The following is a 20,597-nucleotide window of genomic DNA, read 5'->3' as shown; positions in this document are numbered from 1 at the left end:
GGTGGCGCTGCCGGGTCTTGAAGAAACGCGACGGCTAGCCTGGCCGCATGAACGCTCCTGATCTCGGCCGCGGGGTGCTCCACCCCGGACGGGCGGCGGGCGTGGTCCACCTGGACCGGCTGGAGCCCGCCCCCGGGCTGGCGCGCCTGGTCGACTACTACTGGCTGGTGCGCTGGGACCGCCGCGGCCTGCCCGTCCACGAGCAGAAGGTGCTCTCCCACCCCAACGTCCACCTGGTCTTCGAGGCGCCGCGGGCCGCCGTCTACGGGGTCGACCGGTCGCTGTTCGTCCGCCGGCTGGAGGGGGCAGGGCACGTGCTGGGGGTCAGGTTCCGGCCGGGCGGGTTCCGCCTGCTCACCGGCCGTCCGGCGGCCGGGCTCGCGGACCGGTCGGTGCCGGCGGCCGGGATCTTCGGCCCCGGCACCGACCGGCTCAACGAGGAGGTGCTGTCCGGCGCCCCGGAGCCGGCCGCACTGGTGGACGCCTTCCTGCTCGCCCGGCTGCCCGGGCCCGACCCGGTGGCGGGCCGGCAGGCCGAGCTGGCCGCCGCGATGGTCGAGCGCATCACCGCCTCGCCGGACCTGCACCGGGTGGACGAGCTGGCCGGTGAGTTCGGCGTCACCGTCCGCCGGTTGCAGCGCCTCTTCGCCGAGTACGTCGGCGCCGCCCCCAAGTGGGTGCTGCGGCGCGCCCGGCTGCACGAGGCCGCCCAGCGTGCGGACGGGGGCGCGGACGTGGACTGGGCGGCGCTCGCCGCCGACCTCGGCTACGCCGACCAGGCGCACCTCACCCGTGACTTCACGGCGGCGGTGGGCCTGTCGCCGGCCCGTTACGCGGGCGGCTGACCGGTCGTGGTCCGGTCCCGCTCGGCCATCAGCGCGCGCAGGAGCCCCGGGAACGCCTCCTCGAACTCCTCCCGGCGCAGCGCGTTCATCCGCGAGGTGCCGACGTAGTACTGCCGGATGAGCCCGGCCTCGCGCAGCACGTGGAAGTGGTGGGTGGCGGTGGACTTGCCGACCGGCAGCTCGATCGTGCCGCAGGCGAGGTCCTCGGCGGCGGCGTACAGCTCGCCGACGATCAGGCGGCGCACCGGGTCGACCACGGCCTCCAGTACCTGCTGAAGGGTGATCTCCCGGATGTCCGGGTGGGGCGGGGTGCGGTCCTGCCGGCCGCCGCGCCGTGTTGTCGCCATCTCTCTCCGATCTCCGGGGGCTCGTCGTACGAGGTTGGGCAAAGTATGGCCCGCGCCAAAGTACGACATCTATCGAAGTTTGACAGCTGACGTACTTTCAGGTTCAGTGATCTGCGGCGGGCCGCGGTTCCCGGGCCGCCGTCAGCGATCGGAAGGGGTGGGCGCGATGGTCAGGATGGTGCGGTTCCACGAACTCGGCGGGCCGGAGGTGCTCCGGCTGGAGGATGCGGAGGTCGGCGCGCCCGGCCCCGGCGAGCTGCTGATCCGGGTGGACGCGATCGGCCTCAACCGGGCCGAGGTGCTGTTCCGCAGCGGCAACTACATCGAGCCGGTCCGGGAGTTCCCCGCCGGGCTCGGCAGCGAGGCCGCCGGTGTGGTCGAGGCCGTCGGCCCGGAGGTGACCGGCTTCGAGCCCGGCCAGGCGGTCAGCGTGGTGCCCGCGTTCTCGATGAACGACTACGGCGTCTACGCCGAGCGCGCGATCGTCCCCGCGGCCGCCGTGGTCCACCGCCCCGAGGGGCTCGACGCGGTCGCGGGCGCGGCGGTGTGGATGCCGTACCTGACCGCCTACGGCGCATTGGTCGAGGTCGGCGGCATGCGCGCCGGGGACACCGTCGTCCTCACCGCCGCCTCCAGCAGCGTCGGCCTGGCCGCGATCCAACTCGCCCATCGGGTGGGGGCGGTGCCCATCGCCACCACCCGGACGCAGGCCAAGCGGGACGCCCTGCTCAAGGCGGGCGCGGCCGCGGTGATCGTCACCGAGGAGGAGTCCGTCGTCGACCGCGTGCGCGAACTGACCGGGGGCCGGGGCGCCGAGTTCGTCTTCGACGCCGTGGCCGGCCGCGGCGTGCTCGACTTGGCCAAGGTGGTCGCCCCGGGTGGCACGCTGTTCCTTTACGGCGCGCTGAGCGGCGAGGTGACGCCGTACCCCGGCTTCGAACTCGGCATGCCGGCGCTGAACATGCGCACGTACACGCTGCACGAGCTCACCAGGGACCGCGAACGGCTGCGCCGGGCAGAGGCGTTCGTCGCCTCGGGGTTGCGCAGCGGCGCGTTCACGCCGGTCGTGGACCGCACCTTCGGCCTGGACGATATCGCCGACGCCCACCGGTACATGGAGGCGGGCAACCAGTTGGGCAAGATCGTGGTCGCCGTCGACCACTGAGGGTTCGAGGGGGATCATCCGGCCATGGTGACGACAGGGGCCGCCGCTCAAGCCCCCAGGAAGCGCTGCAACTCCGCCAGGACGTAGTTGGCGCCCGTGTAGCCGATGCCCTGGAACCAGAGCTGGTCGTCCACCTCGAAGGCGCGGTGCGCCTTCACCGCCCCGAGGGACTGCCAGGCGGGCATGGCCAGGACGGCGGCGGTGCCGGCCGGGTTGCCGTAGGTGGCGTGCACCAGCAGATCGCCGTCGGCCTTGGCGAGCTGGTCGACGGGGATCTCGATGTCGAACTGGTCGGTGTTCTGCGCGTCCGGCCGGCCGAGCTGGACGTCGGCCAGGACGGTGCCGAGGAAGTTCTGCTTGCAGTACAGCCGGATGCCGCCGCCCTCGACGAACCTCACCAGGCTGACCTTCCGGCCGGACGCCTTGGCGCCGGCGAGGGCCTGGATCACCTGGGAGACGTGTCGTTGGTAGGACGAGACGAACGCCGCCGCCGCCTCCTGGCGGCTGAGGGCCTGGGCGTGGACCTGGAAGTCGGCCTTCCAGGTGGCGCCGGTGGTCTGCGTCAGCACGGTGGGGGCGATCTCGCGGAGCTGGTCGTACCGGCCGCCGTCGCGCGTCTGGTTGGAGAGGATGAGGTCCGGCCGGAGGGCGCGGATCGTGGAGAGGTCCGGGTTGCCGATGTCGCCGACCCGGGTGATCCCGCTGAGCCGGGAGGTGGGCCAGTAGTCGGGCCACCCGGAGTCCAGGGGGGCCAGCGCCGCGCCGACCGGGGTGATGCCGAGGGTGAGCGCGGAGTCGAACTCGGCGGTGTCCAGGGTGACGACGCGCATCGGCGCGCCCGGTACGAGGACCGGGCCCGTCGCGGCGTTCACGGTGACGGCGGGGACCGGTGCCGGGGTGGGTGTGACGGTGACCGTCGCGGTGTCGGCGGGCGGGGTGGAGTGCCGCGTACTGCAGCCGGCGAGCGCGGCGGCGCCGAGCCCCGCGAGCAGGGTGCGGCGGGTGATCGGGGGCATCGGCGGTCCTCGGGTGAGGTGGGCACAAGGGCGCGGGCGCGTCGATTATGTCCGAATTGCCCGCTAGGCGTCCGCCTTCACCGCCCATGGCGCGCCCGGCACGACCAGCGGAGTGCCGGTCACCGGGTCCGGTACGACCACCGAGTCCAGCCCGAACACCTCCCGCACCAGCTCCGCCGTCACCACCTCGCCCGGCTCGCCCTGGGCGACGATCCGCCCGTCGCGCATGGCCACCAGGTGGTCCGCGTACCGGGCCGCCTGGTTGAGGTCGTGCAGCACGGCGACGACCGTCCGCCCGCGTTCGACGTTGAGCCGCCGGACCAGGTCCAGCACCTCCACCTGGTGGGCGATGTCCAGGAAGGTGGTCGGCTCGTCCAGCAGCAGGATGTCCGTCCCCTGGGCGAGCGCCATCGCGATCCAGGCCCGCTGCCGCTGGCCGCCCGACAGCTCGTCGACGGCCCGCTCGGCCAGCTCGGCCGTGGACGTCCGCTCCAGCGCCTCGGCCACCGCCCGCTCGTCCTCGGCCGACCACTGCTGCCACCAGCTCTGGTGCGGCTGCCGGCCGCGCGAGACCAGGTCGGCCACCGAGATGCCCTCGGGTGCGGTGGGTGACTGCGGCAGCAGCCCGATCCGCTGGGCGATCTTCTTGGTGGGGACGCGGGCCAGCTCGGAGCCGTCCAGCAGGACCGCGCCCCGCACCGGCTTCAGCAGCCGGCCGAGCGCGCGCAGCAGCGTCGACTTGCCACAGGCGTTCGGGCCGACGATCACCGTCACCTTGCCGTCCGGGACGACGAGGTCCAGCCCCTCGACGACCGTGCGCGCCTCGTAGGCGAGGGTCAGGCCCTGGGCCTCAAGACGGTGACCGGGCACCAGGGGAGCGGTCATCAGGAACCTCCACGGCGGGATCGAATCAGCAGCCACATCAGGTACGGCGCGCCGACCAGCCCGGTCACCACGCCTACCGGCAGTTCGGTGGGGGCGAGCAGCCGCCGGGCCAGCAGGTCGGCCAGGACGACGACCAGCGCGCCGGTCAGGGCCGAGCAGAGCAGCGGGATCTGCGCCGAGCGGGCCAGCCGCAGCGCGATCTGCGGCGCCATCAGGGCGACGAAGTCCACCGGGCCGGCCGCGCCCGCCGCGCAGGAGGCGAGCACGATGCCGAGCAGCGCCATGCCGAGCCGGATCCGGTCCAGTCGCAGGCCGAGGCCGACGGCGGTGGCGTCGTCGAAGGAGATCGATCGCTGCGCCCGCGCCGCCCAGAACGCGACCGGCACGGTGGCCAGCAGGACCCAGGCGAGCCAGCCGGCCTGGTCGTAGCCGGAGCCGTTGAGGCTGCCGGTCATCCAGACCTTCGCCGCCTGCGCCTGGAAGCCGTCGCCCTTGGTGAGGAACACCGAGGTGAGCGAGGAGAGCGCGACGCTGATGCCGATGCCGATCAGCACGAACCGCTGGGCGTGCAGGCCGCGCCGCCAGGCCAGCAGGTACACCAGCAGACCGGCCACCAGACCGCCGGCCACCGCCGCGTACGGCACCTGCCCGGCGGAGCCGACCACGCCGTACGCCATCAGGCCGACGACGGTGGCGGTGGCGCCCCAGGAGACGCCGACCACGTCGGGGCTGGCCAGCGGGTTGCGGGCGACGGTCTGGATCAGCGCGCCGGCCAGGCCGAGCGCGGTGCCGGTCAGCAGGCCGACGACCACCCGGGGCAGCCGGAACTCGCCGACCACCAGCTCGTTCGGGCTGGGCTGCCCGAGCACCACCTTCACCACCTCGCCGGGGGAGACGGTGGACTCGCCCAGGCAGAGCGAGGCGACCACGGTGGCGGCGAGCACCAGCAGCAGGCCGGTCGCGGCCAGGGCCGAGCGCCGGTGCAGCAGGAACGACGCGCGCCCGGCGCGCAGCACGGTGTACCCGCGCAAGGAGAGGGTGCTCACGCCGCGACCACCTTCCGCCGCCGGACCAGGGCGACCAGTACCGGCACCCCGACCAGCGCGGTCATCACCCCGGCGGGCACCTCGGACGGCGGGAAGAGCACCCGGCCGAGCGCGTCGGCGAGCAGCAGCAGCGCCGGGCCGAGCACGGCGGAGAAGGCGAGCACCCAGCGGTGGTCCGCGCCGGCCACCGCGCGGGCGGCGTGCGGGACGGCGAGGCCGACGAAGGCGATCGGGCCCGCCGCGGCCACCGCCGAGCCGGTCAGCACGGTGGCCCCGAGCGCACCGACCGCCCGGACCACGCCGGTCTTGGCACCGAGGCCCCTGGCGGTGTCGTCGCCGAGCGCCAGTGCGTCCAGCCCGCGCGCCACCGCGAACACCAGCACCGTGCCGACCAGCAGGAACGGCAGCAGCTGCCAGGCCACGTCGGCGGTGCGGCCGGAAAGCGAGCCGACGTGCCAGAACCGGAACTGGTCCATGGCGGCGGCGTCGGTGGTGAGCACCAGGGTGTTGAGCGAGGCGATGAACGCGGACATCGCCGAGCCGGCCAGCGCCAGTTTGACCGGGGTGGCGCCGCCCCGGCCGCGCCCGGCCAGCCCGTACACCAGCACGGTGGCGATCACGGCCCCGGCGAAGCCGAACCAGACGTAGCCGGTGAGCGTGGAGATGCCGAAGGCGGAGATCGCCAGCACCACGCCGGCCGCCGCGCCCTGGCTGACGCCGAGGATGCCGGGGTCGGCGATCGGGTTGCGGGTGATGCCCTGCATCACGGCGCCGGCCAGGCCGAGCGCCGCGCCGACCGCGAGGCCGACCACCGTCCGCGGGACCCGCAGTTCGCGGACCACGACGGCGTTGGTGGTGTCCCCGCCGTGCAGCAGGGCGTCGAGGGTCTCGCCGAACGGGATGGTGCGGCTGCCGACCGCCAGGCTCAGCAGGACGGCCGCGGCGAGCAGGACGAGGGCGGCGGCGAGCCACAGTATTCGGCGGCGCAGCAGCCGCCGCTTGCCGGGTGCGGTGGCCGGTCGCGCGGCCGGCGCGGTGGTGTCGGTCATGGCTCTCTCTCGCAGATAGCTCAGGTAAACCTAAGTTCCACGGAGAAGGCGGGGCAAATCACCTTGCCGGCCGGTCGGCCGGGTTGGATAGCCTGACGGCATGCCCTCCACCCCGGTTGCCCCGCTCACCGTCGGCTTCGATCTGGACATGACCCTGCTGGACACCCGGCCCGGCATCCGGGCCACCTACGCGGCGCTCTCCGCCGAGACCGGCGCGTACATCGACGCCGACCTGGTGGTCACCCGGCTCGGCCCGCCGCTCGCGGACGAGATGAGCAACTGGTTCCCGGCCGAGCGGCTCCAGGCGGCCGTCGACCGCTACCGCGAGCTGTACCGGGACCACGCCTTCGCCCCCACCGTCGCCCTGCCCGGCGCGCACGCCGCCGTGGACGCGGTCCGCGCGCGCGGCGGCCGGGTCGCGGTGATCACCGGCAAGTACGAGCCGAACGCCCGGCTGCACCTAGAGCACGCCGGGCTGCACGCGGACGCGCTGGTCGGCGACCTCTGGGCGGAGACCAAGGGCGACGCGCTGCGCGAGCACGGTGCGAGCGTCTACGTCGGCGACCACCTCGGCGACATCCGGGGCGCCAAGCACGCGGACGCCGTCGCGGTGGGCGTGGCCACCGGTCCGTACGACGCGGACGAACTCCTGGCGGCGGGCGCGGACGTGGTGTTGGCCGACCTCACCGAGTTCCCGGCCTGGCTGGCCGGGTACCTCGCCGGCCGCGCGAACTAGGAGCCGGGGGAACCAGGAGCCGCGTGGACCATGAGCCGCGTGGACCATGAGCCTCGTGGACTAGGCGCCGTGGACCCGGCGGCGCTGGGCGCGGGCGGAGACCAGCAGCCCGGTCAGGGCGAGCAGGAAGCCCAGCGGCATCATCATGCTCAGCCAGTACGCGGCCGTCGGCAGCGGCGTGAGGTGCAGGAACAGCGGGACGAAGGTGACGAGCGTGGCGAGCGCGCCGAGCCCGAAGACGATCGTTCCGGCCTTGACGTAGGCATCGCCTCGGTCGGCGCTCTGGCTGCTCACTGGGCTTGCTCCTCTGCGGGCCTGGGGGAGTCGGTCTGCCGCCCCAGTCTCGCAGAGCGTCCGGGCGGCAACCGCGCCGGACCGCTTCGCGGGCGAGCGGATCGGTCACGTTGCGCAGTTTCCCGGGAGCTGGGAGTTTTGATCCCTGCTGAGCGGGGGTATGCAGGCTGTGCCGAGGGGTGCGACAGGTGCGCCCCGTCTCCTCAGACCGGGGGTGTGAGCCAGTGGAAAGCGCCGAGTCGCGCCCCGGCCATGCCAGTACCGCGTCGCCCGTGGCCGCGAGAGCCGCGTACGGATCCTTCGCGGAACGCGGATGAGGCAGTGACGGACCGTTAGTCTGCTCCCTACAGCGTGCTGACCATGAGCGCCCCGCGGGCGCCGAGCCGAGGTCGGCCCGCCCTCCCACCCAGTGATCCCCGGCCAGGGCCGGGATCCCTCACACCCACATCGAGGACTGTTCGAGATGCCCACCGGCCAGGTCAAGTGGTTCAACGAGACGAAGGGCTTCGGCTTCCTGTCGCGCGACGACGGCGGCGATGTCTTCGTCCACACCAAGGCGCTGCCCGCCGGTGTCACCGTGCTGAAGCCGGGCCAGCGGGTCGAGTTCGGCGTGGTCGCGGGCCACCGCGGCGACCAGGCGATGGCCGTGCAGCTGCTGGACGCGCTGCCGTCGGTGGCGGCCGCCCAGCGGAAGAGCCCGGACGACATGGCGGCGCTCGTCCAGGACTTGATCACGATGATGGACTCGGTGTTGCCGGGCCTCCAGCACGGCCGCTACCCGGCCAAGCCGGCGGGCCAGAAGCTGGCCGTGCTGCTGCGCGCGGTGGCGGACCAGTTCGACGTCTAGTACCGCCAGAGTCCGCTAGTACCGCCGGAGTCCGCCCCGCGCCCAGCGGGGCTCAGAACGCGAGCGCACCCGGGTCGAGCGGGGGTACCAGCCCCTCGGCGGCGGCCCGGGTGAGCAGCGCCCGGACGGCGCCGTAGCCCTCCTCGCCGAGGTCCGCGGTGAATTCGTTGACGTACAGCCCGATGTGCTGGTCGGCGACGGCCGGGTCCATCTCCTGGGCGTGCGCCAGCACGTACTCCCGGCTGGCCGACGGGTCCGCCCAGGCCTGCCGGACGGAGGAGCGGATCGCGTCGGCGATCTCGCGCAGCCGCTCGGTGCCGAGCGAGCGCTTGGCGATGATCGCGCCGAGCGGGATCGGCAGGCCGGTCTCCTGCTCCCAGGCCTCGCCCATGTCGGCGAGGCAGTGCAGCCCGTACTGCCGGTAGGTGAAGCGGGCCTCGTGGATCACCAGGCCGGCGTCCACCCGGCCGTCCCGGACGGCGGGCATGATCTCGTGGAACGGCAGCACGACGATCTCGCCGAACCCGCCGGGCACCGCCTTGGCCGCCCAGAGCCGGAACAGCAGGTAGGCGGTGGACCGCTCGGACGGGACGGCGACGGTCCGGCCGGTGAGGTCGCCTTCGGTGTCCGGGCGGGTCAGCACCAGCGGGCCGCAGCCGCGCCCGAGCGCGCCGCCGCAGGGCAGCAGGGCGTACTCGTCCAGGACCCACGGCAGGGCGGCGTAGCTGACCTTGAGGAGGTCCAGCTCGCCGCGCTCGGCCAGGCCGTTGGTGATGTCGATGTCCGCGAAGGTGACCTCGGGGGCGTCCGCGCCGGGCACCAGGCCGTGCGTCCAGGCGTGGAAGACGAAGGTGTCGTTCGGGCAGGGCGAGTGGGCGATGCCCAGCTGTTCAGCCACGGCGGGCCTCCTTCAGGAACTCCGGGTGGGGCAGCGCGGCGAAGGCCCGCTCCAGCGCGGCCAGCGCCTCGCCGATCCGCCAGGCGGCCCGGTCGCGCGGGCCCACCGGGTTGGAGATGGTGCGCAGCTCGAAGGCCGGTACGCCGTGCCTGGCCGCGGCCTCGGCGACACCGAAGCCCTCCATCGCCTCGGCCACCGCACCGGGGTGGCGGGCGGTCAGCGCGGCGGCGCGCCCGGCGCTGCCGGTCACCGTGGAGACGGTCAGCACGGTGCCGGTGACGGCGCCCAGCGCCTCGGCGGCGAGCGCCACGGCGGCGGGGGCGGGGGTGTACCGGACGGTCCCGAAGCCCAGCTCGGTGACGTCGGCGAACCCGTCCGGGGTCTCGGCGCCGAGGTCGGCGGCGACGATCGCCTCGGCGACCACCGTGGCGCCGACCGGCGCCTGCGGGGCGAAGCCGCCGCCGATGCCGGCCGAGACCGTCAGGTCGTAGCGGTGGGCGGCGAGTGCGGCGGACGCGGCGGCAGCGGCGGCGGCCGGGCCGACCCCGCCCGCCAGCACGTCCACCGTCACGCCTGAGGGGTGCGCGGCGCGGTGCAGTTCACCGCCGGGCAGCGGCAGGGTGTGCGCGGCCCCGCCGAGGCCGCGCAGGACCGCCTCCGCCTCGGCGGCCACCGCGACGACGACGAGCAGCCGACCCCGCTCGGGGGCCGACTGCTCGTCGTCGGGAAGTCGCTCGGTCACCGGGCGACCATCAGGCGTCCTGGGTGTTCAGCTCGAAGTACCAGACGCCGTAGATCGCGTCGGGCTGCTTCGGGTCGGACTCGACCACGGTGATCAGGGTCTTGCCGGAGGCGTTGAGCGCCTTCGAGGCCGGGACGGAGCCGGAGTAGGTGGAGCCCTTGGCCGCCGGGGCCAGGATGAACCGGCCGCCGGAGGCCTGGCCGCCGCCGTTGGTGTTGGCCCACCAGCCGCGGTCCGCCACGTCCGGGGTCACACCGAGGCCGATCATGTCGCTGGCGACCACGTCGGACTTGGGGAGCTTGCCCTCGTCCAGGGCCTTGCTGGCCTTGTCCTGGCACTCGCCCTGCTGGTCCTCGGTGAGCGGCTTGCCGTCGTTGAAGCAGAACGGCCCCGTCTCCATCGAGGAGCGGCCGACGGTGAGGGTCGCGCGGTGGCTGACGGGCTCGTCCTGGTCCATGGCGAAGGCGATGGACCCGCCGACCGTGCCGGCGCCGATCACGACGACGGCGCCGAGGGCGGCGATGACACGGGTGCTGAGGCTCATGCGTCAGAGGCTACCGGGCTTTGCCGATCACGCTACGCGGGGGTGGGCAACCGCGTGTTGTGGCCGAAAACGACCGCCCCGTCCCGGACAGCCGCCGGCGCGGCCCTCAGGCCACCCGTGGTGCGGTCGCGCGGCGGCGCAGCCCCACCCGGAACAGCGAGCGGACCGTCCAGAGCAGCACCAGGCCGACCACCCCGGCCGCCACCGAGAGGCCGAGTGCGCCGTTCAGCGGCATCAGGATGCCGACCGCGCCGCCGGCCACCCAGGACAGCTGGAGCAGCGTCTCCGATCGGGCGAAGGCGGACGTCCGCACCGACTCCGGGACGTCCCGCTGGATCAGTGCGTCCAGCGCCAGCTTGCCCAGTGAGGCCGCCACCCCGGACGCCGCGGCGACCACGATCACCGTCACCACGCCGTACCAGAGCGCGGCGGCGGCCGTCGCGCAGGTGGCCAGCAGCAACATCGCGGTGACCGTCGCCTCCGAGCCCCGGGTCCGGAGCCAGGAGCCCAACACCGAGCCCAGCGCGTTGCCCGTCCCGGCGGCCAGCGCCACGACGCCGAGCGCCAGGGTCGGCTGGAGGCCGCCGATCGGCTCGTCGCGGAGCAGGAACGCCAGGAACATCACCAGGAACCCGACCAGCCAGCGCAGCGCCGACATCGCCCGCAGCGCCAGGATCACCGAGGGGCCGACGGTCCGCAGCGACGCCTTCGGGGCCTTGGCCGCCTGCGCGGTCCCGGCTTCGGCCCCGGCGGGGGCGGCCTCGCCGTGCACCTCCGCGTGCAGGACGGCGCGCTGCTCGCCCTTGGCGGAGTCCACCGCGTGCGGCAGGTGGAAGGCCATCAGGGTGCCGACCACGAAGACCAGGAAGGCGCCGCGCAGCGGCCACCCCGGCCCGATCAGGTGCAGCAGCCCGCCCACCCCGGCCGCCACCATGGTGGCCAGCAGCCCGGCCAGGGTGACGCGCGAGTTCGCCTTCACGAGTGACAGCCGGCTCGGCAGCAGCCGGGGCACCACGACGCTGCGCACCACCCCGTACGCCTTGGACGCCACCAGCACGCCCAGCGCCTCCGGATAGAGCGCCAGCCCGCCGCCGGCCACCGTGCCGGCCATCGTCCACGCCAGCACCGCGCGGGCCAGCATCGACATCGCCATCGCCGCCCGGCGGCCGTGCGGCAGGCGGTCCAGCAGCGGGCCGATCACCGGGGCCAGCAGGGCGAACGGTGCCATGGTGATCAGCAGATAGAGCGCCACCCGGCCGCGGGCCTCGCCGGTGGGGACGGAGAAGAAGATGGTGGACGCCAGCGCGACGGTGATCAGCATGTCGCCGAAGGAGTTCAGCGCGTGCAGCTCGATCAGCTTGGCGAGGCCGGACTCGCCGGCGCCCTCGGCGGAGGTGGCCTTGCGGATCCGGCGGCCGGTGCCGTGCACGACCCTTCCGGTGCGGGAGCCGGCGGCGGAGGCGGTGCGGACGAGGAAGTGCCGACGCGGCTCCTCGGCCTCCTCGTCGAGCGCCTCCTCCTCGACGAGCGCGTCCGGGTGCTTGGTGAGATCCACGTGCCCGGCGGGATCCAGAGGCGTCGTGGAGGTGCCCACCGGCTGCGGTTCACCCGCAGCGAGGACCGGAGGCTGCTGTCGCGGCACGGCGTTCGCCTCGTCGGGGCTGCCGTCGGCCTGCGAGGCGCGCAGTGCGTGCTGCGACGGGTTTTCGTCCGCCACAAGCCCATCCTGCCCCAGAATCGTGACTGCGACGCGGGATTCCGGTCCGCTCGGCGCGGCCGTTCCGGCGCTGGCCACCGCCCCGGACTGTGCCGGGCGGCCGACCGGCGGGTAGCCTGCCCAGGGTCCGCCCGACGGCCGGCCGGGCGCCGGCCGGAGCGGGCGAGCGGCGCGGCCGGTATCCGAGGCGGCCCGTGGTCGCGCAGAATGGACGAGGGAAACCGAGCCGCGACGGAACAGGCAACACGCCGTGGGCAACAGAAGAACTGGGAGAGAATCGACGCCGTGAGTGCTGCGATGCGAAGCCGTACCCCCGACCGGCTCTGTGCCGAGGCCGTCGAACTCGCCCGGCAGGCAGCGGACGAGGCCGTCGGAGCAGAGACCGTTGGTGCGCACCTCGGAGTCCAGGCGGACGCCGAGCGCGTCGTGACCCACACGTTCGAGTGCCTGGACGCGGCCTACCGGGGCTGGCACTGGGCCGTCACCGTCGCCCGCGCCCCGCGCGCCAAGAACGTCACCCTGGACGAGGTCGTGCTGCTGCCCGGCCCCGACGCCGTCCTCGCCCCGCAGTGGGTGCCGTGGAGCGAGCGGCTGCGCCCGGGCGACATGGGCCCCGGCGACCTGCTGCCCACCGACGCCGACGACCTGCGCCTGGAGCCGGGCTGGACCGGCGAGGACGAGCCGGCGCCGAACTCCGCGGTGGCGCTGGCCGCGGAGGAGGACGTGGTAGTCAGCGACCCGCACATCCAGCCGGCCCCGGTCCGCGCGCAGATCGGCGCCGTCGCCGAGGAGCTCGGCATGGGCCGCAGCCGGGTGCTGTCGCGCCTCGGCCTGCACCTGGCGGCGGACCGCTGGGAGAAGGCCCACGGCCCGCAGACCCCGATGGCACAGTCGGCTCCGGCCTCCTGCAACAGCTGCGGCTTCCTGATCCCGATCGGCGGCTCGCTGGGCCAGGCCTTCGGCGTCTGCGGCAACGAGTTCGGCCCGGCCGACGGCCAGATCGTCTCCTTCGCGTACGGCTGCGGCGGCCACTCCGAGGCGGCGGTCATCCCGGCCCCGCCGGCGCCGTCCGAGCTGATCCTGGACGAGCTGGTGGTCGAGCCGCTCCAGCTGCACCCCGACCGCACCTCCGGATCGGTCGAGCCGGACGCCCCGGCCGAGGAGCTCGGCCACTCCTGAGCCCGGTGCCGCAGGGTCCGGGACCGGTGTCGTAGGCCTGGTGCCGCAGGGCCTGGGCCTGGTGCGGCAGGGTCTGAGATCGGTGCCGCAGGCCCCGCCCGCCCGGGCGGGGTCAGCGGCGGCCGAACAGCCCGCGCCTGGGGGCGGGGGCACTGGCCGGCTTCGGGCTCACGGGCGGCGCCTCCCGCTGCTCCTCGGCGTGCACCAGCTCGCCGACCGAGACCCGGAAGTGGCGTTTCCAGCCGTTGTGGCGCAGCTCGACCAGGAAGCCGCCGTCGGGCAGCCGGAAGACCCGGCGGGCCGGCGTCCCCTTCGGCTCCCCGTTCTCGCGGGGGATGTACGTGCGGGCCGCCTCCTCCGCCATCTCGACGGCCTGCTCCCGGCCCAGCGGTGCCTCCTTGGGCGGGATCAGCTGCCACCGGTAGTGGACGGCGTCGTCGTAGTCCCGTCGGTCGCGTTCGATCAGGACGTACCACGAACGGTCGGAGACCTGCGGGGCGGCGGGCGCCTGCGTACTGTCGGACACCATCGGGTTCCCCCTCGCCGGGCCATCGGAGCGGCCTCAGCATAGGCGCGGCCCCACCCCGGTCCGCCGGGGGTGCCCGGGCGGGGGAGAATGCCCCCCGTACGAAGTACAGGGCGGCGGAAGGCGGCAGGTCCAGTGGAACCTCGGATCATCGGCAGCGGCACGGACGAGCACCTCGCGGACCACTTCGGCAGCGCCGGGCTGCGCCGCCGGGTGCTGGACGCCTGGGCCGCCTCCCCGGCCCGGTTCCGGGAGGACGCCAACGCCGAGGAGGAGCTCGCCCTCGGCGGCTACCGTGACCGCCTGGTGGTCGAGTTGGCGCAGAACGCCGCCGACGCGGCGGCCCGCGCGGGTGGCGGCCCCGGCCGGCTGCGGCTCACCCTGGCGGACGGCGTGCTGGCCGCCGCCAACACCGGCGCGCCGCTGGACGAAGCCGCCGTCGAGTCGCTCTCCACCCTGCGGGCGTCCTCGAAGCGGGCCGACGACCGGCCCACCGTCGGCCGGTTCGGTGTCGGCTTCGCCGCCGTCCTCGCCGTCACCGACGAGCCTGCCGTGCTCGGCGCCGCCGGCGGCGTGCGCTGGTCCCTCGGCGAGGCCCGCTCGCTGGCCGAGGCGCAGCCCGCGCTCGCCGACGAACTGCGCCGCCGGGACGGCCATGTGCCGCTGCTGCGGCTGCCGTTCGCCGCCGAGGGCCCGGCGCCCGAGGGCTACGACACCGTGGTGGTGCTGCCGCTGCGCGACGCCTCCGCCGAGGACCTCACCCGCCGCCTGCTGGCCGGCATCGACGACGCGCTGCTGCTCACCCTCCCCGGCCTCGCCGAGGTCGTGGTGGAGACCCCGGAGGGCACCCGCACGCTGACCCGGAGCGCCGCCGAGCCCCGCCCGGACGGCGTCACCGAGGTCACCGTCACCGACGACGCGGCCGGGCGGCTGCGGCAGACCGTCTGGCAGACCGCCGGCGCCTCCGGCTCCCTGGACGCCGAGCTGCTCGCCGACCGCCCCACCGAGGAGCGCGCCCGCCCGTACTGGACGGTGACCTGGGCCGTCCCCGTCGCCGCCGACGGCGCCCCGCAGACGCCCGGGATCGCCCCGGTGCTGCACGCGCCCACGCCCAGCGACGAGCCGCTCGGCCTGCCCGCGCTGCTGATCGCCTCCTACCCGCTGGACTCCACCCGCCGGCATGTCGCCCCCGGCCCGCTCGCCGACTACCTCACCGAGCGCGCCGCCGACAGCTACGCCGACCTGCTGCGCGCCCGCGGCGGCGACCTCGGCTCGCTCGGCCTGGTGCCCGGCCCGCTCGGCCAGGGCGCGCTGGACAACGCGCTGCGCGCCGCGATCCTCTCCCGGCTGCCGGGTACGCCGTTCCTGCCGCACCCGGCGCCGGTCGAGCAGGGCACGCCCGCGCTGCGGCCGCGCGACGCCACGCTGCTGGAGGGCGCGGACGGCTCGGTGGTCGAGGCGCTGGCGCCGATCTTCCCCGGGCTGCTGCCGGCCGGCCTGGAGCGCCGGACCGAGCTGCGGGTGCTGAACGTGCGCCGGGTGCCGCTGGCCGACGTGGTCGACCAGCTCGGCGGCCTGGACCGCGAGCCGGCCTGGTGGCGCAACCTCTACGCGGCGCTCGGCGCGGCCGACCCGGAGGCGCTCGGCGCGCTGCCGGTGCCGCTGGCCGACGGACGGACGGTCACCGGCCCGCGCCGCGTCCTGCTGCCCTCCGACGACGCCGACTGGGCGGCCTTCCCCGGCTACCCGGAGGCGCTGGCCGGCGCGCTGGCCCTGCTCGACCTGCGCCTCGCCCACCCGGAGGCCGCGCACCCGCTGCTGGCCAAGCTCGGTGCCGGCACCGCCACCCCGGCCGGGGTGCTGGACACGCCCGAGGTGCGGGCAGCCGTCGCCCGCTCGTACGAGCTGGCCGAGGACGACCTGGACGCCGCCGTCGACCTCGCCGAGTCCGTCCTCGCGCTGGTGAAGGCGGCCGCCCCGGCGGTCGGCGAGCACCCGTGGCTGGCCCGGCTGGCGCTGCTGGACGACGAGGGCGAGCCGGCCCGCGCAGGTGAGCTGATCCTGCCCGACAGTCCGCTCGCCGCCGTGGCCCGGGAGGACGACGCCGGCTGGGTGGACGACGAGCTGCTGGATCGCTGGGGCCCCGAAGTCCTCACCGCCGCAGGCGTGTTGGCGGACTTCGTGCTGGTCCGCGCCGAGGACGTGGTGCTCGACCCGGACGACCTGGAGCGGCTCGACCCGACCGTCCCGGCCGACCGCGCCGCCGGCGGCCGGCCCACCGGACTGCTGGACGAGGCCCCGGACGGCCTCGCCGAGTGGGCCGAGGACGCCCTGGAGGCGCTGCACGCCGACGACGCCGACGCGGTCGGCGTGCCGCCGGTCGCCGCCGAGCTGCTGGCCGTCCGCGACCTCGACCTGGTGGACGACGACGCCTGGCCCGAGGCGCTGGCCGCACTGGCCCGCCCGCCGTACCGGGACGCCGTGGTCCTCCCCGTCCGCACCCTGCTGCCGAACGGCTCGTACGCCGACCTGCCGCCGTACACCGCGTGGTGGCTGCGCGACCACCCGGTGCTGGACGGGCGGGAGCCGGCCGGCCTGCGCGCGGCCGGCGCCGACCCGCTGCTGCGCGGCCTCTACGAGGAGGCGCGGACGACGCTGGACGAGCAGTTCCTGCACGCGCTGGGCGTCCGCACCACGCTGGCCGCACTGCTCGCCGAGCCGCACGGGCCGGACGAGGTGTTGGACCGGCTCACCGATCCGGCCTCCGGGATCGGCCACCGCCAACTGCACGGCATCCACAGTGCGCTGGCCCGCGTCGAGGCGGGCCGGATCGACCCGCTGGACGTCGTCCGGGCGCTGCCTCCGCTGGACCGGGAGACCGGCCGCCGGCCGGCGCACACGGTGATCGTGGACGCCACCGAGGCGGTCGTCGCCGACGCCCCCGACCTCGTCCAGCTCCTGCACTCGTACCCGCTGCTGCCGGTCGCCCCGGCGCTGGCCGCCGACCTCGCCGAGCGGCTGCACGTCTCGCTGGCCAGCGAGGTGGCCGGCGGCCGGGTGCTCTCCGAGGGTCAGCTGCACCGGGTCCCCGCCGTGGTGCGGGAGTTGCTGCCCGGCTGCCCGGTGGCCTACGAGGAGCACGAGGAGCTGCTGGTGGTCGGCCCGGACGGCAACGAGGCCGCTGTGGACTGGCGTTGGGACACCTCGGCGGAAACCCCGGAGGCGCCGTACGACCCGGAGTCGGCCGAAGTGGCGGACGAGGACGACGAGTTCGAGCTGCCGCCGGTGCCGGGGCTGCTGCACGCGGCCACCCCGGAGGGCCTGGCGGCCGGCCTGGCCTGGTCGGTCGGGCAGTGGCACCGGCGGTTCGAGGTGCTGGCCGCGCTCACCGAGCCGGACCGCGCCTACGAGCTCTCCGCCGCCCGGGACTTCGAGGGCTGACCGGGCGCGCGCCTGCTTCCGTACCCGCTCCGACACCCGCTCCCGCTCCCGCTCCCGCTCCGGCTCAGGAGCGGGTGCGGGTGCGGGAGCGCGCGATCAGCCGCAGATAGATCCCGAGCGTGATGGACACCCAGGCTGCCGCGAGCACGGCAGCGGCCGCCCTCCGCAGCAGCGGCCCGGCCTCGACCCCGGTCAGCATCCCGATCCCCGCCATCGCCAGGGCCAGCAGGCCGCTCGCCAGCAGCCCGCCCAGGAAGGCGATGAGCGCCTCCAACTCCCGCTCCCGGTAAGCCAATGCGGCCACCCCCTCCGCGGTCAATCATCCACCTTGCGGCGGATGACCCGCCAGGTCACCTCCAGCAGAAGCCCGGCGATCAACGCGATGCCGACAGCGATCCACGGGTCCCGGGTGCCGGAGAGCGACAGCTGGAAGAAGTCGGAGAGCCACGGCACCAGCAGCACCAGCGCGAACGCCCCGCACATCGTGGCGATCAGCAGCAGCCGCCACCAGTTGTACGGCCGGGCCACGATCGCCAGCACCCAGATCGCCACCAGGAACAGCGTCAGCGTGGCCACGCTGGTGTCGGACTCGAGGTCGGTCGCGTGGTTGGCCCGGGCCAGCGCGTACGCGGTGAAGGTGGCCGTCCCGGCGATGATGCCCGCGGGAATGGCCAGCCGCAGCACCCGGCGGACGAAGCCGGTGCGGGCGCGTTCGTTGTTGGGCGCCAGCGCCAGGAAGAAGGCCGGCACGCCGATGGTGAGCGTGGAGAGCACCGTCGAGTGCCGGGGCAGGAACGGGTACGGCGAGTGGGTGAAGATCACCAGCAGGGCGAGCAGCACCGAGTAGACCGTCTTCACCAGGAAGAGCCCGGCCACCCGCTCGATGTTGCCGATCACCCGGCGGCCCTCGGCGACCACCGAGGGGAGGGTCGCGAAGGAGTCGTTCAGCAGCACGATCTGGGCGACCGCCTTGGTCGCGTCGCTGCCGGTGCCCATAGCCACACCGATGTCGGCGTCCTTGAGTGCCAGCACGTCGTTGACGCCGTCACCGGTCATCGCCACGGTGTGCCCGCGGGACTGCAGCGCGCCGACCAGCTCGCGCTTCTGCTGCGGGGTGACCCGGCCGAACACGGTGGTCCGCTCGGCGGTGTCGGCGAACTCCGCCGACTCGGCGGGCAGCGTCCGGGCGTCCAGCGGGTGGTCGGCGCCGGGCAGGCCGAGGTGGGCGGCGACCGCGCCGACCGAGACGGCCGCGTCGCCGGAGATCACCTTCGCCTGGACCTGCTGCCCCTCGAAGTAGCGCAGGGTGTCGGCGGCGTCCTCGCGCAGCCGCTGCTGGAGCACCACCAGGGCGAGCGGCTGGAGGTCGGCGGCCGGGTCGGGGGCGTCCAGTGGCACGGGCGTACGGCCGAGCAGCAGCACCCGCAGGCCCTTGGCGCCCAGTTCGTCGACCTCGTCGAGGGCCGGGTGCCCGGTGGGCAGCAGCACGTCCGGCGCGCCGAGCAGCCAGCTGGCCTCGCCGCCCTGGGGCTCCAGCAACTGCACGCCGCTCCACTTGCGGGCGGAGGAGAACGGCATCGCCTCGATCACCCGCCAGCCGCCGCCGTCGCCGCCGGTGCCGTCGTTCCTGCCGTAGGCGTCGATCACGGCCTGCATGGACGGGTTGGGGCGGGCGTCCGCACCGGCCATCACGCCGAGCGCCTGCTTGAGGACCGCCGGGTCGGCCAGGATGTGCCGGGCCAGCGGGGCGTCCGGCCGCAGGTGGCCGTCGGCCTCGGCGACCTCCGGCAGGGTCCGCAGCTCGACCACGTCCATGCCGCCCTCGGTGAGGGTGCCGGTCTTGTCCAGGCAGACGGTGTCGACCCGGGCCAGCCCCTCGATCGCGGGCAGCTCCTGCACCAGGCACTGCTTGCGGCCGAGCCGGACCACGCCGATCGCGAAGGCGACCGAGGTCAGCAGCACCAGCCCCTCGGGGACCATCGGCACGATGCCGGCCACCATCCGGCGGACCGCCTCGCGCCAGTCCCGCCCCTCCACCGCCAGCTGGCTGATGATCAGGCCGATGGCGGTGGGGATCAGCAGCCAGGTGATGAACCGCAGGATGGAGTTGATGCCGCTGCGCAGCTCCGACTTGACCAGGGTGAACCGGCTCGCCTCCTCGGCCAGCTGCGCCGCGTACGCCTCGCGGCCCACCTTGGTGGCGGTGAACGCGCCCGCGCCGGCCACCACGAAGCTGCCGGACATCACCTGGTCGCCGGGCTGCTTGAGGACAGGGTCGGGCTCGCCGGTCAGCAGCGACTCGTCGATCTCCAGGCCGTCCGCCTCGGTGACCTCACCGTCGACGATCACCTTGTCGCCGATGCCGAGCAGCACGGTGTCGTCCAGCACGATCCCGCCGGTGGCGATCTGCTGGACGGTGCCGTCCCTTCGTACCTGGGGTTTCGCCTCGCCGATCAGCGCGAGGCTGTCCAGGGTCTTCTTGGCGCGCAGCTCCTGGACGATGCCGATCGCCGTGTTGGCGACGATGACCAGGCCGAAGAGGCCGTCCTGGATCGGGCCGACGATCAGGATGATGCCGAACATCACGCCGATGATCGCGTTGAACCGGGTGAAGACGTTGGCCCGGACGATCTCCCGGGTGGAGCGGCTGGACCGCACCGGGACGTCGTTGACGTCTCCGCGGGCGACCCGCTCGGCGACCTCGGCGGCGGTGAGGCCGCCGCGCCGCCCGGGCAGCAGCCCGAGCGGGTGGGCGCCGTCGTGCTCCCGGTCGTGGCCGCCGTCCTGGTCGCCGGGAGTCTCTTCCGCGGGCTGCGCAGGCTGCGTCATGGCACCGACTCTACGGGCGCCTTTTGTCCGATGCGTGCTACTAAAGGGCTATTCAGTCCGACCGGGTGGCCGGGTCCGCGCCGTTCCCGGTCGCGTCGTTTCCGGGCGTGCCGGTCCCGGGTGCGCCTGTCCCCGTGGGCTCGGCCTCGGCGGCGGCGTGGCTGCGGGCGATCGCGTCCCGGCGGGCGCGGCAGTACCAGAGGCCGATCAGGCCCAGGCCGGCGCCGGACAGGCAGATCCACGGCCAGCTGCCGTGGCCGTGGTCGGAGAGGGTGCTCTGGAAGGGGAGCAGCGCCAGGAAGGCGACGAACCACAGCACCGTGCCACCGCCGACGATGGCAACGTCGTTGGCCTCCAGCGGCGGGGGTGAGGGGTGCAGCGGGGTCTTCGGCATGGGCCCTAGCGTACGGCGCCGGGGCTGCGGGGCCGACTCCCGGCGGCCCACGTCCGGCCGTCGCTCGTCCTTGATCGACCCCGTTCGTTCTACGCGC

At 74.7% G+C, this 20,597-nt stretch carries 20 protein-coding genes; 6 read left to right on the top strand and 14 right to left on the bottom strand.

The window, feature by feature from the left end; all coding sequences use genetic code 11:
• The first annotated feature begins 47 nt into the window (after nt 1-47).
• Nucleotides 48-845, top strand: a complete 798-nt coding sequence (locus ACZ6NC_RS26340; RefSeq protein WP_465736232.1) for a DUF6597 domain-containing transcriptional factor — start codon at nt 48-50, stop codon at nt 843-845.
• Here the strand turns inward: ACZ6NC_RS26340 and ACZ6NC_RS26335 are convergent.
• Entirely contained in the window at nt 830-1,192 is a 363-nt protein-coding gene (locus ACZ6NC_RS26335) for an ArsR/SmtB family transcription factor (protein WP_465736231.1), read from the bottom strand. The two genes, ACZ6NC_RS26340 and ACZ6NC_RS26335, sit on opposite strands and share 16 nt — an antisense overlap.
• A gap of 166 nt (nt 1,193-1,358) precedes the next feature.
• On the opposite strand from ACZ6NC_RS26335, the gene ACZ6NC_RS26330 reads away from it, so the two are divergent.
• A complete protein-coding gene (locus ACZ6NC_RS26330; RefSeq protein WP_465736230.1) occupies nt 1,359-2,357 on the top strand; it encodes a zinc-dependent alcohol dehydrogenase family protein in 999 nt (332 codons plus the stop codon).
• 47 nt (nt 2,358-2,404) lie between these two features.
• On the opposite strand, the gene ACZ6NC_RS26325 is transcribed toward ACZ6NC_RS26330, so the two are convergent.
• The 4 genes from ACZ6NC_RS26325 to ACZ6NC_RS26310 all read right to left on the bottom strand — a co-directional run bounded on the left by ACZ6NC_RS26325 (nt 2,405) and on the right by ACZ6NC_RS26310 (nt 6,353).
• Nucleotides 2,405-3,373 (bottom strand): ABC transporter substrate-binding protein, encoded by a 969-nt coding sequence (locus tag ACZ6NC_RS26325; RefSeq protein ID WP_465736229.1) that lies wholly within the window; start codon nt 3,371-3,373, stop codon nt 2,405-2,407.
• Nucleotides 3,374-3,436: 63 nt separating this feature from the next.
• Nucleotides 3,437-4,258: an ABC transporter ATP-binding protein gene (locus ACZ6NC_RS26320; protein WP_465736228.1), complete on the bottom strand. Its 822-nt coding sequence runs from the start codon at nt 4,256-4,258 to the stop codon at nt 3,437-3,439.
• On the bottom strand, nt 4,258-5,304 hold the full coding sequence (locus ACZ6NC_RS26315) for a FecCD family ABC transporter permease (RefSeq protein ID WP_465736227.1): 1,047 nt from the start codon (nt 5,302-5,304) through the stop codon (nt 4,258-4,260). Before ACZ6NC_RS26315 ends, ACZ6NC_RS26320 begins: the two co-directional genes overlap by 1 nt.
• Nucleotides 5,301-6,353, bottom strand: a complete 1,053-nt coding sequence (locus tag ACZ6NC_RS26310) for a FecCD family ABC transporter permease (protein WP_465736226.1) — start codon at nt 6,351-6,353, stop codon at nt 5,301-5,303. The genes ACZ6NC_RS26315 and ACZ6NC_RS26310 overlap by 4 nt, the downstream gene beginning before the upstream one ends.
• 100 nt (nt 6,354-6,453) lie before the next feature.
• On the opposite strand from ACZ6NC_RS26310, the gene ACZ6NC_RS26305 reads away from it, so the two are divergent.
• The gene (locus ACZ6NC_RS26305; protein ID WP_465736225.1) at nt 6,454-7,089 is read left to right on the top strand and encodes an HAD family hydrolase; all 636 of its coding nucleotides are present in this window, start codon (nt 6,454-6,456) and stop codon (nt 7,087-7,089) included.
• Nucleotides 7,090-7,149: 60 nt separating this feature from the next.
• On the opposite strand, the gene ACZ6NC_RS26300 is transcribed toward ACZ6NC_RS26305, so the two are convergent.
• Nucleotides 7,150-7,383 carry a hypothetical protein gene (locus ACZ6NC_RS26300; RefSeq protein WP_465736224.1) on the bottom strand — a complete coding sequence of 78 codons (234 nt, stop codon included), beginning with the start codon at nt 7,381-7,383 and terminating at the stop codon, nt 7,150-7,152.
• A 463-nt stretch (nt 7,384-7,846) separates the two neighbouring features.
• On the opposite strand from ACZ6NC_RS26300, the gene ACZ6NC_RS26295 reads away from it, so the two are divergent.
• On the top strand, nt 7,847-8,230 hold the full coding sequence (locus ACZ6NC_RS26295) for a cold-shock protein (protein ID WP_396324388.1): 384 nt from the start codon (nt 7,847-7,849) through the stop codon (nt 8,228-8,230).
• A gap of 52 nt (nt 8,231-8,282) precedes the next feature.
• Here the strand turns inward: ACZ6NC_RS26295 and ACZ6NC_RS26290 are convergent, their stop codons facing one another.
• From ACZ6NC_RS26290 to ACZ6NC_RS26275, 4 genes are all read right to left on the bottom strand, one after another.
• Nucleotides 8,283-9,128: a 1,4-dihydroxy-6-naphthoate synthase gene (locus tag ACZ6NC_RS26290; RefSeq protein WP_465736223.1), complete on the bottom strand. Its 846-nt coding sequence runs from the start codon at nt 9,126-9,128 to the stop codon at nt 8,283-8,285.
• Nucleotides 9,121-9,870, bottom strand: a complete 750-nt coding sequence (locus ACZ6NC_RS26285; protein WP_465736222.1) for a futalosine hydrolase — start codon at nt 9,868-9,870, stop codon at nt 9,121-9,123. The genes ACZ6NC_RS26290 and ACZ6NC_RS26285 overlap by 8 nt, the downstream gene beginning before the upstream one ends.
• A gap of 10 nt (nt 9,871-9,880) precedes the next feature.
• Nucleotides 9,881-10,414, bottom strand: coding sequence for a hypothetical protein (locus ACZ6NC_RS26280; RefSeq protein ID WP_465736221.1), 534 nt, complete (start codon nt 10,412-10,414; stop codon nt 9,881-9,883).
• A 106-nt stretch (nt 10,415-10,520) separates the two neighbouring features.
• A complete protein-coding gene (locus ACZ6NC_RS26275) occupies nt 10,521-11,822 on the bottom strand; it encodes an MFS transporter (RefSeq protein ID WP_465736261.1) in 1,302 nt (433 codons plus the stop codon).
• A 606-nt stretch (nt 11,823-12,428) separates the two neighbouring features.
• On the opposite strand from ACZ6NC_RS26275, the gene ACZ6NC_RS26270 reads away from it, so the two are divergent.
• Nucleotides 12,429-13,310, top strand: coding sequence for a DUF3027 domain-containing protein (locus ACZ6NC_RS26270; RefSeq protein WP_465736260.1), 882 nt, complete (start codon nt 12,429-12,431; stop codon nt 13,308-13,310).
• Nucleotides 13,311-13,422: 112 nt separating this feature from the next.
• Here the strand turns inward: ACZ6NC_RS26270 and ACZ6NC_RS26265 are convergent, their stop codons facing one another.
• Nucleotides 13,423-13,839 carry a hypothetical protein gene (locus tag ACZ6NC_RS26265; RefSeq protein WP_465736220.1) on the bottom strand — a complete coding sequence of 139 codons (417 nt, stop codon included), beginning with the start codon at nt 13,837-13,839 and terminating at the stop codon, nt 13,423-13,425.
• A gap of 132 nt (nt 13,840-13,971) precedes the next feature.
• On the opposite strand from ACZ6NC_RS26265, the gene ACZ6NC_RS26260 reads away from it, so the two are divergent.
• Complete coding sequence (locus tag ACZ6NC_RS26260) at nt 13,972-17,277, top strand: sacsin N-terminal ATP-binding-like domain-containing protein (RefSeq protein ID WP_465736219.1); 3,306 nt, start codon at nt 13,972-13,974, stop codon at nt 17,275-17,277.
• Between the two features lie 64 nt (nt 17,278-17,341).
• Here the strand turns inward: ACZ6NC_RS26260 and ACZ6NC_RS26255 are convergent, their stop codons facing one another.
• Genes ACZ6NC_RS26255 through ACZ6NC_RS26245 form a run of 3 tightly spaced genes read right to left on the bottom strand, consistent with a single transcriptional unit; the run spans nt 17,342 to nt 20,500 of the window.
• On the bottom strand, nt 17,342-17,596 hold the full coding sequence (locus ACZ6NC_RS26255) for a hypothetical protein (protein WP_465736218.1): 255 nt from the start codon (nt 17,594-17,596) through the stop codon (nt 17,342-17,344).
• Nucleotides 17,593-20,106 carry an HAD-IC family P-type ATPase gene (locus tag ACZ6NC_RS26250; RefSeq protein ID WP_465736217.1) on the bottom strand — a complete coding sequence of 838 codons (2,514 nt, stop codon included), beginning with the start codon at nt 20,104-20,106 and terminating at the stop codon, nt 17,593-17,595. The genes ACZ6NC_RS26255 and ACZ6NC_RS26250 overlap by 4 nt, the downstream gene beginning before the upstream one ends.
• Before the next feature lie 52 nt (nt 20,107-20,158).
• Nucleotides 20,159-20,500, bottom strand: coding sequence for a DUF2530 domain-containing protein (locus ACZ6NC_RS26245; RefSeq protein ID WP_465736216.1), 342 nt, complete (start codon nt 20,498-20,500; stop codon nt 20,159-20,161).
• Nucleotides 20,501-20,597 lie beyond the last annotated feature (97 nt).

It is taken from the genome of Kitasatospora sp. NPDC041988, from assembly GCF_055588525.1.
Note: the sequence above shows the minus strand (reverse complement) of the source record. Positions and strands in the feature narration are given on the sequence as shown.

Excerpts from the sequence above, each read along its gene's own strand:
- ACZ6NC_RS26340 (WP_465736232.1), top strand. The coding sequence starts at position 48 with ATGAACGCTCCTGATCTCGGCCGCGGGGTGCTCCACCCCGGACGGGCG.
- ACZ6NC_RS26335 (WP_465736231.1), bottom strand. The coding sequence starts at position 1,192 with ATGGCGACAACACGGCGCGGCGGCCGGCAGGACCGCACCCCGCCCCAC.
- ACZ6NC_RS26330 (WP_465736230.1), top strand. The coding sequence starts at position 1,359 with ATGGTCAGGATGGTGCGGTTCCACGAACTCGGCGGGCCGGAGGTGCTC.
- ACZ6NC_RS26325 (WP_465736229.1), bottom strand. The coding sequence starts at position 3,373 with ATGCCCCCGATCACCCGCCGCACCCTGCTCGCGGGGCTCGGCGCCGCC.
- ACZ6NC_RS26320 (WP_465736228.1), bottom strand. The coding sequence starts at position 4,258 with ATGACCGCTCCCCTGGTGCCCGGTCACCGTCTTGAGGCCCAGGGCCTG.
- ACZ6NC_RS26310 (WP_465736226.1), bottom strand. The coding sequence starts at position 6,353 with ATGACCGACACCACCGCGCCGGCCGCGCGACCGGCCACCGCACCCGGC.
- ACZ6NC_RS26305 (WP_465736225.1), top strand. The coding sequence starts at position 6,454 with ATGCCCTCCACCCCGGTTGCCCCGCTCACCGTCGGCTTCGATCTGGAC.
- ACZ6NC_RS26295 (WP_396324388.1), top strand. The coding sequence starts at position 7,847 with ATGCCCACCGGCCAGGTCAAGTGGTTCAACGAGACGAAGGGCTTCGGC.
- ACZ6NC_RS26280 (WP_465736221.1), bottom strand. The coding sequence starts at position 10,414 with ATGAGCCTCAGCACCCGTGTCATCGCCGCCCTCGGCGCCGTCGTCGTG.
- ACZ6NC_RS26270 (WP_465736260.1), top strand. The coding sequence starts at position 12,429 with ATGCGAAGCCGTACCCCCGACCGGCTCTGTGCCGAGGCCGTCGAACTC.
- ACZ6NC_RS26265 (WP_465736220.1), bottom strand. The coding sequence starts at position 13,839 with ATGGTGTCCGACAGTACGCAGGCGCCCGCCGCCCCGCAGGTCTCCGAC.
- ACZ6NC_RS26250 (WP_465736217.1), bottom strand. The coding sequence starts at position 20,106 with ATGACGCAGCCTGCGCAGCCCGCGGAAGAGACTCCCGGCGACCAGGAC.
- ACZ6NC_RS26245 (WP_465736216.1), bottom strand. The coding sequence starts at position 20,500 with ATGCCGAAGACCCCGCTGCACCCCTCACCCCCGCCGCTGGAGGCCAAC.